We start from the raw sequence: 12,515 nt of genomic DNA, 5'->3' as shown, positions 1-12,515 counted from the left end.
TATAGAATCTTTTATCCTATGTGAGAAATATTATTATTTAGAATAATAAATATATATTTATGCATAAACTTACAGGGGATTCAAAAAGATTTTTCACATAAAGAAGTCTTTCTATTGGCTTGCATTTTTTTTTAATTTCTCCTACCGTTTCTAAAAAATGTTTTTGAAGGAATAAAAAATGACAGCTAAAAATTATGTTGTCAAAGATATTACACTTGCAGCCTATGGCCGTAAAGAACTTGATATCGCTGAAACTGAAATGCCTGGTTTAATGGCTTGTCGTGAAGAATTTGCTTCCAGCCAACCTTTGCGTGGAGCACGACTTTCTGGTTCATTGCATATGACCATACAAACAGCCGTTTTGATTGAAACACTAAAAGCTCTAGGAGCTGATGTACGATGGAGTTCTAGTAATATTTTTTCTACACAAGATCACGCAGCAGCAGCTATTGCAGCAACTGGTACTCCTGTCTTCGCAGTAAAAGGTGAAACACTGGAAGAATATTGGACTTATATAGATGCTATTTTCCAATGGCCTGATGGTCACCTTTCCAATCTTATTTTAGATGATGGAGCTGATGCTACAAATTATATTTTAATGGGAAGCTGTGCAGAAAAAAATAAAGACCTTCTTTCCAACCCAAAAACAGAAGAAGAAGCATTTTTTTTCAAACAAATTCAAAAGCGTATGGATGCAACACCAGGTTTCTTTACACGTCAATGTAGCGCAATAAAAGGCGTAAGTGAAGAAACAACAACGGGGGTAAACCGTCTTTATCACTTACAAAAGAAAGGACTTTTGCCTTTTCCTGCTATTAACGTCAATGATAGCGTTACAAAATCAAAATTTGATAATAAATATGGATGTAGAGAATCACTTGTTGATGGTATTCGACGTGGAACAGATGTAATGATAGCTGGTAAAACCGCTATTGTTTGTGGTTATGGTGATGTGGGAAAAGGCTCAGCAGCATCTCTTTCAGGTGCTGGAGCCCGCGTTAAAGTAACAGAAATTGATCCAATTTGCGCCCTTCAAGCTGCTATGGATGGTTATGAAGTTGTTCATTTAGATGATGCAGCCTCTCAGGCCGATATTATCATAACAACAACAGGTAACAAAGATGTTGTTCGTCTCGACCATATGAGAAAAGTAAAAGATATGTGTATTCTTGGAAATATTGGTCATTTTGATAATGAAATCCAAGTATCGGCTTTGAGAAATTTGTCATGGACAAATATAAAACCACAAGTGGATATGATTACCTTTCCCGATGGAAAACGCATCATTTTGCTTTCTGAGGGACGTTTATTAAACCTCGGTAATGCTACAGGGCATCCTTCTTTTGTTATGTCAGCTTCATTTACCAATCAAGTCTTGGCACAAATTGAACTCTTCACGCGCGCAGAACATTATAAAAATGAAGTCGCTATTTTGCCAAAACACCTTGATGAAAAAGTTGCGCGCCTACACCTTGATCGGTTAGGAATAAAACTAAGTGTTTTATCAGAAGAACAAGCCGCTTATATTGGAGTTACACCACAAGGACCTTATAAACCAAACCATTATCGTTACTAAAACGTTTCCTTGAGGTGAAAGAAAAAAGGAAATTGCATCGTGCTCAGCTTTGGTGACTATGCCCCCAAAGAAAAAGCTCAAAAAATGATTCAAAATTGGATTTATATTTTTTGTCTTCTTTTCCTTCTTTCTCCAACATGTGCTGCCGCTCAGTCATGGCAGTCCTATGTGTCTTTTGACTCCACTTGGCTAGAAGGCCCATGGCTTCTTTTAGCTCTTTGTGGAGGTCTTTCTTGCGCTTCATTTTTCACCTGTATAATTGTTATGATGCATGCAAAAAGATCTTTACAAAAGCCTTTGCAAAAAATTCAAACAGAGTTTTATGAAAAACTTAAATATTATGAATGGTTTTTAGAAGAAACGGAACAGTCCCTTCTTATTTGGGAAAATCCAACAGCCTTACCCCGTGTAATTGGTACTCTTCCTGCATTGCAAAAAATAGGAATTCAAAAACAAGATTTTCAGCGCTTTGAGCTCTGGCTTGAAGAAACTTCAAATCGAGAACTTGATTATGCGTTAACTCAATTACGTTATAAATGTCACCCTTTTGAACTTTCTCTTACCGCCATAAACAATACGCAGTTTCAAGTTACAGGAATTATAGCAGGAACAGTAGCTATTGCACGCTTTCAGGATATTTCAAAACAACAGAATGAAAATGCTCGCTTACGAGAAGATCTTACTCAAATTCTCACTGAATTAAGAATGCAACGCAATCTCTTTGATCTTATTCAAGAGCCTGTATGGATAAAAAATGGTGAAGGAAAAATTTATTTTATCAATCGCGCCTTTAAAGAAATGACAAACTTTCGAGAAGGCAGTCACGAAATCGTTGATCTTTTCAATGAAACAACACAACGCACAACAAATGAGAAAGAAACAATTTTTCAAGAACATGTTCATACAGTCATTGATGGAGAACGCTATTATTTTCATCTTACACGTCTTACGACACCTGAAGGAATGGCCGCTTTTGCACGTGATGATAGTGCATGTGAAAATCTTACTCATGAACTTAAATATGTTCTTCAAAGTCATTGTGAAACACTTGATCAAATTTCAACAGCAGTCGCCATTTTTGATAAAAACCAAAAATTAAAATTCTGTAATCATGCTTTTAAAATTTTATGGCCATTGGAAAGTGCTTTTCTAGAAAGTGAGCCAAGCCATACATTGCTCTTAGAACATTTGCGTGAAAAAGGGCTCCTTGCTGAACATCCCAATTGGCGCGCATGGAAAGAAGAACTTTTCAAAGCCTACAGACAAACAGAATCAACCCAACAAATTTGGAATCTTCCTGATGGACGTACAATACGTGTTATTTCTAACCCTCATCCACGAGGAGGCGTTACTTGGCTGTACGAAAATTTGACAGAAAAAATTGATCTTGAACGACGCTATAATACACTCATTAAAATACAAGGAGAAACACTTGATAAACTTTCAGAAGGTGTGGTCGTTTTTGGTACTGATGGACGCCTGCGTTTATCGAACCCAGCTTTATCAAAGTTGTGGTCACTCCCTTATAACTTATTGGTAGAAGGTACACATATTACACAATTACAAAATCATTGTTCGACCTTAACCTTGGGACAAGAATGGGAACAATTTCATAAATTCATTACTGGTTTTGCTGAAAAACGTGATACCTTTTCAGGCCGTATGGACCTCACAAATGGAATGATTATTGACTATACATTAGTTCCGCTTCCTAATGGTGAAACAATGCTTACTTTCGTGAATGTTACAGATACTGTCCATGTCGCGCGTGCTCTACAAGAAAAAAATGAAGCCTTAGAAAGTGCTGATCGTCTACGTAATAAATTCGTTCAGCATGTTTCCTATGAATTGCGCACACCTCTCACCAATATTATTGGATTTTCCGATATTTTACGTGATCAAATTTTTGGCTCTATCAATGAACGACAGAAAGAATATCTTGGACATATTCATTCAGAATCAGGTACTCTTTTAAATATTGTGAATGATATCCTTGATCTTGCAACCCTTGACGCCGGTATCATGGAACTTGATAGGCAGCCAGTTAATATTGCCGATGCTATGGTACACGCTGTAACACGCGTTGAAGAGCGCCTTAACGGACGTTATATCACGCTTGTACAGCAAATTTCTCCTTCCTTAAATTTTATTTTTGCTGATGCAACACGTTTACATCAAATATTTGTGAATATTCTCAGTAACGCCATTAATTTTGCAACAGAAGCAAGTATAATCGAGTTTTGTGCCGACGAACAAGATGATAATATCGTTTTCAGTGTTCACAATGAGGGATCTGATATTCCAAAAGATATTCTTGATCGTATTTTTAAACGCTTTTCTTCCCATTCGCATCACGGCGGGCGTGCGGGAGCAGGTCTTGGTCTATCCCTCGTTAAAAGCTTCGTTGAACTTCACGGTGGACACGTTGAAATTCTTACTGGTACTGGACAAGGAACAACAGTGAAATGTTTTTTCCCACTTTCTAAAGGAGATAAGTTCTTTTAATCCTATCTTATTATAAAGTTTTTCATCCATTTTATGGAAGTGTTTATGCATTTTAATTTTTTTCTTGAAAATGAAGAAGCAACAAAGCTTTTTGCACAAGATCTCGCTCTCGCTTTAAAACCTGGTGATCTTGTAACCCTACAGGGCGATCTCGGGACAGGAAAATCAACCATCGCACGGACACTCATCCATACTCTTGCCAACAACAATACATTGGATGTTCCAAGCCCAACTTTCACTCTTGTTCAAAACTATCAGCTTCCACAATTCGAAATTATTCACGCTGATCTTTACCGTCTTTCTATGGCAGAAGAAATTGATGAATTAGGGCTTCATGAAATGCGTGAACAAAGGCTTTTATTCATTGAATGGCCAGAAAAAGGTGCAGATCTTTTAGGACCATCTACTTTTGCGATTACTTTACAATATAAAGACCATGGACGCCATGTAACGCTTACATCAGCACAACATTCTACCGAACGATTAAAACGGTCTTTTGCAATTCGCACATTTTTAAAAATGCATGGACGTGGTCACGTTCACCGCTATTTTTTGGCTGGGGATGCCTCAGGACGCATCTATGAACTCTTAGATAACGGACAACATCAAGAAGTCCTTATGAATGCATTAACCATGCAGATGAAACAAGATACTGATTCTTCTTTCATAACAATGGCGCATCTTGCAAAAGACATCCGCCAATTTATAGGAATTAATCAACTTATTTTAGAGAACGGATTTTCTGCTCCTCGTATCTTTGTTGAAGATTTTAAAAAAGGTCTTTTGATTCTAGAAAATCTTGGAAATGAAGGACTTTTAGATAAAAGCGGAAACCCTATAGAAGAGCGTTATATAGCCTGTAGCGAATTACTTGCTTCTTTCCATCAAAAATCATGGCCTTCAAAAAAACAATTTCCAACATTTTTATTGCAAATTCCCTCCTATGATTGCCAAGCACTACAGACAGAGCTCTCCTTATTGCTGGACTGGTATTTGCCCTTTCACACAAAAAAAACCTTAAATCAAAAACAACGTAAGGCCTTTTTTACCTGTTGGCAACCTTATCTCGATCATCTCACCCAAGGAGAAAAGACCTTGGTTATGCGTGATTATCATTCACCTAATATCCTTTGGCGTGCACATAAAGAAGGAATTGCCCGCATTGGACTGATTGACTTTCAAGATGGCTTACAAGGTCCAACGGCCTATGATCTTGTCTCTTTAGCACAAGATGCACGTCTATTGATTTCCCCAACCCTAGAAGCAAAAATTCTCGATACCTATTGCAATGCACGTCATAAAGCACCACGCCCTTTTAATGAAAGTGAACTGCGTAAGCTTTATGCATTTGCAGGTGCCCAACGCACTTCAAAAATTTTAGGTATTTTTGTTCGCCTTCACCAGCGTGATGGCAAATCATCCTATCTTAAACATCTCCCGCAGATACAGGATTATCTTGCCCGCAATCTTTCACACCCAACTCTTGCACCTTTGAAACAAATTTATCAAGAAATAGGTCTTACTTTAAAATATGATAAAGACCTTTATTCTTAACTTGTATAAAATTATTTCCATACAAATAAGCCATTTTGATTCTGAAATGTGATAAACAATATATTCACTTCCATTTCTCATATTTTTTATGAAAAGAAACAAATATTTTTATTAGAATTTTTGATCCCAAATTCATAATCTTTTGTATAGATGCAGCTTTTCAGTTTTTCTCTATAAAGAAATTGTATACAGTAAAAATTATGCAAATAATAATGAATAAAATAAAACATTTTCTACACATCTCAAACGAGATCACATGACCCATAAACCACGTGTTTTTTCTATTTCTTCTGGAACTTCTTTTCTACCGCATTTTGTTGATGCATTGCTCTCAGGTGTTCTTATTGACAATTTTGCACCAAATGGAGATATCCAAGCTGCCCTTGCTGATACCCTTATTTATGTGCCAACACGCCGTGCTGCCCGTGCTTTACGTATAGCTTTTGTTGAAAGGAGCAATACGCAATCAACCCTTTTACCCACCATTCGCGCTTTAGGAGATACGGATGAAGATAGTTTTCTTTTTAATGAAGACCACAACAATATTCTTAACCCTCCCATTGGAGAAAGCGAACGCCTTCTCCTTTTAGCGCACCTTATTCGTCCTTGGCGGGAAAACTTGCCTTCTCATCTACGCGCCCTGTTTGGTACAGAAGATGTACTTATCCCTGCCCATACTGCCGATGCAATTTGGCTTGCACAAGATTTGGCACATTTAATGGATGAAATAGAAACTGAAGGGGCAGATTGGTCAAAGCTTAAAGATATTGCACCTGATATGGTCGCAGAATGGTGGCAAATAACTCTCAATTTCCTCACTATCGTTACACAAAGTTGGCCACAAATTTTACAAGAAAGAGGGCGAAGTAATCCTGCTGAATGGCGCAATAAAGCACTCACAATACATGCAGAGACTTTATACCGTACAAACCCTGATAAACCTATAATTGCAGCTGGTGTAGCAGGTTCTATTCCCGCAGTTTCTCATCTGTTAAAAGTTATTTCTCACCTTCCCAAAGGCGCTGTTGTTCTTCCTGGACTTGATCTTCACATGGATGAAGAACAATGGGAAGCATTAAGCATGCCTCATGGCGAAAAAACAACTTATGATTTTTGTGATTACGCAGAAAATGCTGTGAGCCACCCTCAATATCATTTAAAAAAACTTCTCTCTCTCATGAAATGCCACCGCATTCATGTACGTGAAATCGGTCAACAAAGTGCAAAAAAGAAAAAACGTGCAGCTCTTTTATCAGAAGTATTGCGACCTGCCTCTACAACAGATCGATGGGCCCATATTATTCGCGATGATTATGAAAATCTTTGTGAAAATTGGTCATTTATTGAAACTATAAATGAGCGCGAAGAAGCTCTCGCTATTGCTGTGACTTTACGCAATGCTATTGAAGACCCTCAAAAAACTGCAGCCCTTATTACAAATGACCGTAATTTAGCACGCCGTGTTGCCACTGAGTTACAACGCTTTGGAATTGAAGCGAATGATTCAGGAGGAATACCACTTGCGCAAACACTTCCTGTAACGCTTTTACGGCTTCTTTTAGAAAATATCTTTCAACCTCATGATCCTATTGTTTTTCTTTCCCTTCTCAAACATCCCCTTACAACACTTGGACAAAATCATTCTCGCTTACGCGAAATGGCAGAAAATTTTGAACTCTTTGTTCTTCGAGGAAATATTGGTCGTATAAACTTTTGCGAATGTGACAAATTTCTTGAAAAGTGGATTGAAACCTATTCTCACACAACTTCTCAAAGAGATGCTCTTGATCAACAAAAATGTGAAGAAGCACGTCTGCTTTGTAATCTTTTCGTTAAAGCTGTTGAACCTTTCCTATCTCTTATGAAACAAGAGAAAGAATGCACTATCAATGAAGCAGCAATAGCAACAGTTGAAGTTTTTGAAAATTTTGGGCGTGATGAAGATAATTCTCTTGCCCATCTTTATCAACATGAAGCAGGACAAGCTTTAGCAAATTTTTTGCGTGAGCTGATAAGTGATCAATCAGGATTAAAATTTCACCTTTGTGAATGGCCTGCTCTTTTTTCTGCTTTAATAGCAAACCGCTCTGTAACACCTCCTCCTGGCGGACATCCCCGTTTATTTATTTGGGGTACTTTGGAATCACGTTTACAAACGGTGGATACTGTGGTTATCGGTGGTCTTAATGAAGGATCATGGCCAATTACAACCCGTAATGATGCTTTTTTATCGCGGCCGATGAAGATGATATTAACCCTTGAACCGCCTGAGCAACGTATTGGTCTTTCCGCACATGACTTTCAATGGGCTATGGGAATGAATAACGTTGTGATGAGCCGAGCATTGCGGGTTAATCATGTTCCTTCACTTCCTTCACGCTGGTTACAACGCTTAGAAACAGTTATAGGAAAAAAAGTTTGGCAACAAATTCGTGCACGAGGTGACATATTTCTTCATTGGGCAAAAATGCTAAACAACACAAAGATGATTTCTAGCACAAAACGTCCTTGTCCTGTGCCCCCCCTTGACATGCGTCCACGCCATTTTTCCGTTACTGAAATAGCAACGTTACGATTTGATCCTTATGCCATTTATGCTAAAAAAATCTTGCGCCTTAAACCGCTTAAAGCACTCGTCTATAATCCTAGTGCCGCTGAACGCGGAATACTTTATCATGCTATTCTTGCTACTTTTTGTACCAAAGTAAAAAACCCAAATGCCGCAAATGCACTGGATATACTCCTTACTCTTGCCCGTCAAGAATTTGATAAATTCAATTTGCCTGCTGATATCAAAACAATTTGGTGGAGCAATTTTGAAAATCTTGCTCCATTTTTACTCCAATGGGAACAAAGTCTAGGACCTCGAGAACGATATGCCGAAGTGGTATCGCAGAAAATACCTATCGGTACAACAGGTGTAACCCTTTCAGGGCGTGCTGATCGTATTGATGTCTTGCCAAACAAAATGGTTGAAATTTTAGATTTTAAAACCAGTACTCCCCCTTCCTCAAAACAAGTTCGTGAATTATTATTTCCACAATTAGCACTGGAAACAGCTTTATTTATGCAAGGCGCCTTTCCAGATTTTCAAAATCTCACTCCTGTAAATTTATTTTATATTCCCCTCAATAAAAAAGGGAAAATCATCCCCCAATCAATTCTTTTAAAGAAAGGAGAAAAAGATAACCAAAGTGCAATTCATCTTGGTGAAACAGTATGGAAACGTCTTATTGCATTAATGAATTATTACCAAAATCCACAACAAGGCTATCTTTCACATGCTGTCCCTTTAAAAAAAGAATATGAAGGTGACTATGATCATTTGGCACGCTTATGGGAGTGGTCAAATGAATTTGATAAAGCAGATTAATCATGACTCTTTTTTCTATTCCTGAAGCCGCTCTTGATGCACAAGCAACGGCAACACATCCAAAAATAAACGTGTGGGTTTCTGCAAATGCTGGATCTGGAAAAACCCACGTCTTAAGTGAACGTGTCATTCGCTTACTTTTAAACGGTACCCCTCCAGGACGTATTTTATGCCTAACTTATACAAGAGCTGCTGCTGCTGTTATGCAATCGCGAATTTTTCGTACGCTTTCTAGCTGGAATGAACTTGATGATGCTCAGCTTAAAATCGTCTTAACACAGCTTGAAAAGAAAACTGTTACTGCACAAAAATTAACCTATGCACGCCAGCTTTTTGCTCGTGCCTTAGAGACACCTGGTGGTTTAAAAATTCAAACTATTCATGCATTTTGTGAATCTCTTTTGCACCAATTTATGTTAGAAGCGAATATTGCTGGACATTTTGAATTACTTGACGATACTAATCGGAAAAAATTACTCCAAGAAGCGCGCTCCCAACTTTTAGCACACCATGATGCACAACCAGCTTTAAAAAAATTACTTGAAGTGGTTAATGAACGCGCTTTTAATCAATTGCTCTATGAAGCAACTGAAAAGCGACACAAATTATCTGACTTTTTATCCTCTGTTCTCTCTAAAAATGGAGAAGAACAGTTGTATGCACTCTTTCACTTAGCGCCCAATGAAACATGCCAACAACTGTTGGAAAAAATTCAACAAACTGCACGCCTGCCTCTTTATGTTCTTACACATTGCCAAACCAATGGTAATAAGAGCCTTAAGGATATGATCGCGAAATTTTCCCAATTAAAAGACACTTGTGATGAAACAAACATTATTAATATTATTTCCGATATTTATTTTAAAACAACCGGTGATCCTCGTCATTTTTCTGGTAAAAAATCAGATGAAATTTGGCCCTTCATTCAACAAACAATCGAAGAAAAACAAAGAGAGCTTTCTGTTCTTCTAGAAAAATATCAATGTTCTAAAAACATTACATTCAATATGACTGCTTTTAAACTTTGTGCCATATATCTTAAAATCTATGAAAATTTAAAAAAATCCAATGGATTTTTAGATTTTGATGATCTCATTGAACGCACACTTCATTTGTTGCAACGAAACGGTGCAAGCCAATGGGTGCATTATAAACTGGATCGTGGTCTTGACCATATTTTGCTTGATGAAGCACAAGATACAAACCCTGAACAATGGCAAATTATTCAACTGTTGTCACAAGAATTTTTTACAGGTCATAGTCAACGCACCAATATACGTACTCTTTTTGCTGTTGGAGATGAAAAGCAATCTATCTATTCTTTTCAGGGCGCTGCACCAGAAAATTTTGCTGCAAATGGACAGATTATTCAAAAAAAAGCACAAAAAGCACAACAAAAATTTGAAAAAATACAACTGAATTATTCTTTTCGCTCCACAGCCGATGTTCTTAAAAGTGTTGATCTTGTTTTTGCAACACCAGAAAACTACAAAGGGCTTTCAGCAGAAAACACAAAAACAGTTCATGAAGCTATTCGTGTTCATAGCCCAGGTGAGGTTATTTTATGGGATGCATTTCCCAAAGAAAAAAGTGTATTGCCAAATGATTGGTCTGCAACTGTTGACTATTTAGACACGCCTGAAATACGTTTAGCTGAAAAAATTGCTGAAACCATTGCTGGATGGTTACACAAAGGAGAAAAACTTCCAGCAAAAGGGCGCTTAATGCGTGCAAGTGATATTATGATCTTGGTTCGTAAACGGGATCACTTTGTTTCTGCACTTTCCCGCGCTCTTAAACAGCGCAATATTCCTGTAGCGGGTGCAGATCGCTTACAATTACTCAACCATATTAGTGTACGTGATTTAATGGCGCTTGCGCGTTTTGTCCTACAACCACAAGATGACCTCTCTCTTGCTTGTGTTTTAAAAAGTCCACTTTTTGCTCTGAGTGAAGAGGAACTTTTTCAGCTCGCCGCTCATCGTAAAGGTTCTTTATGGCAAAACCTTTGTACGCATAGCTCATCACAGGTATCTTTTAAAAAAGCTTTTGAAAATTTGAATAATTATCGCAGTTTAGTAGATAAAATACCCGTTTTTGAATTCTATAGCCATATTTTAAACAATGATAAAGGACGCCAAAAAATTTTAGCCCATTTAGGGTCTGAAGCAAATGATGTGCTTGATGCTTTCATGGATTATACACTTACTATTCAAAAAACAGGGTTGCCAGGATTACAAGCTTTTTTGGAAACACTCACTGAAAACGATCCAGAAATTAAGCGTGAATTTGATCAAAACCATGAAGAAATTCGCATCATGACTATTCACGCTGCAAAAGGGCTTGAATCTGCTGTTGTCTTTCTTGTTGATCCAGGAAGTGCAATTTGGCACTCTCAGCACGCTCCCCACTTACTTAAAGTTCCCTTAAATAATGCCCAAGAAAATGATAAACAAGGGTTTATTTGGCATCCCAATGCAAAATTTGATACAAAACCTTCTAAAAAAGCACTTTCATCCTTAAAGGAGCGTGCCTCAGAAGAATATAGACGTCTTCTTTATGTAGGAATGACACGCGCTGAAGATCGTTTATTTATTTGCGGATATAGCAGTGAACAAACCTCGTCTCATACATGGCTACAATTAGTAAAAGAGGCGCTCATGCCACATGCGGTTGCTATAAATAATCCAGAAGAAGATATTGCAGCTTGGCGCTATTGTATTACACCCTTTTCTTGTGCTCCTATAAACAAAGAGCTTCCTTCCACTGAACACCAAACATTACCACCTCTACCTGCTTTTTTTTCCCATAAAGTATCAGAAGAGCCTCTTCTACCCAAACCGTTGAGGCCCTCTGTTGCTAGCCTTTCTATCGAAACGGATCCTGAATTTTCCGCAAATCCAAAATATCTGACTATTTCACCTGTCTTAGGAGAAACAAATAGCAACAGAGCTTTTTTCATTGAATATGGTAATGTTGTTCACCGATTACTGCAATATCTGCCTCATTGTCCTTCCCCAAAACGCCAAGATTACGCCCGACATTATCTCAATACGAAAGCTTCTCATTGGCTTGAAAGTCAAAGAGAAAAGGCGCTTTCTCATGTTTGGAAAATTTTAGATCATTCCTATCTCAAACCCCTCTTTTCTAACCACGCACGTGCTGAAGTTCCCTTAATGGGTATGGTAAAAATTCATGGAAAAGAACAAGCAGTTTCCGGCCAAATTGATCGATTATATATCGCAGAAAATAGCATTATTTTTGCAGATTTTAAAACAGGGAATTCACCTGCAGATGAAGCTTCTATTGCTCCACATCATTTGTTACAAATGGCTCTTTACCGAAAATTGTTGCAAACTATTCATCCCAACAAAGATATTCAAGCGCTTCTTATCTATAGTAAAGAAATAAAAATTTTTAAAATTCCTCCAGAAAAACTCGAAGCGCTTCTTGAAAAAATTTCCTGATAAATCAAAAAAAACTTTTTCACAAAGCTCCTTATAATTT

At 37.7% G+C, this 12,515-nt stretch carries 5 protein-coding genes; all 5 read left to right on the top strand.

From position 1 onward, the window contains the following. The first annotated feature begins 178 nt into the window (after positions 1 to 178). Positions 179 to 1,576 (top strand): adenosylhomocysteinase, encoded by a 1,398-nt coding sequence (ahcY, locus tag K3248_RS01580; RefSeq protein WP_220716617.1) that lies wholly within the window; start codon positions 179 to 181, stop codon positions 1,574 to 1,576. A gap of 39 nt (positions 1,577 to 1,615) precedes the next feature. Then, on the top strand, positions 1,616 to 4,081 hold the full coding sequence (locus tag K3248_RS01575; RefSeq protein ID WP_220716616.1) for a PAS domain-containing sensor histidine kinase: 2,466 nt from the start codon (positions 1,616 to 1,618) through the stop codon (positions 4,079 to 4,081). A 45-nt stretch (positions 4,082 to 4,126) separates the two neighbouring features. Beyond that, the gene (gene tsaE, locus K3248_RS01570) at positions 4,127 to 5,635 is read left to right on the top strand and encodes a tRNA (adenosine(37)-N6)-threonylcarbamoyltransferase complex ATPase subunit type 1 TsaE (RefSeq protein ID WP_220716615.1); all 1,509 of its coding nucleotides are present in this window, start codon (positions 4,127 to 4,129) and stop codon (positions 5,633 to 5,635) included. Between the two features lie 256 nt (positions 5,636 to 5,891). Beyond that, the gene (gene addB, locus K3248_RS01565; protein ID WP_220716614.1) at positions 5,892 to 9,008 is read left to right on the top strand and encodes a double-strand break repair protein AddB; all 3,117 of its coding nucleotides are present in this window, start codon (positions 5,892 to 5,894) and stop codon (positions 9,006 to 9,008) included. Between the two features lie 2 nt (positions 9,009 to 9,010). Beyond that, positions 9,011 to 12,475, top strand: coding sequence for a double-strand break repair helicase AddA (gene addA, locus K3248_RS01560; RefSeq protein ID WP_220716613.1), 3,465 nt, complete (start codon positions 9,011 to 9,013; stop codon positions 12,473 to 12,475). Positions 12,476 to 12,515: the final 40 nt, after the last annotated feature.

Source organism: Bartonella raoultii (genome assembly GCF_019659805.1).
Classification (GTDB): Bacteria; Pseudomonadota; Alphaproteobacteria; order Rhizobiales; family Rhizobiaceae; genus Bartonella; species Bartonella raoultii.
Note: the sequence above shows the minus strand (reverse complement) of the source record. Positions and strands in the feature narration are given on the sequence as shown.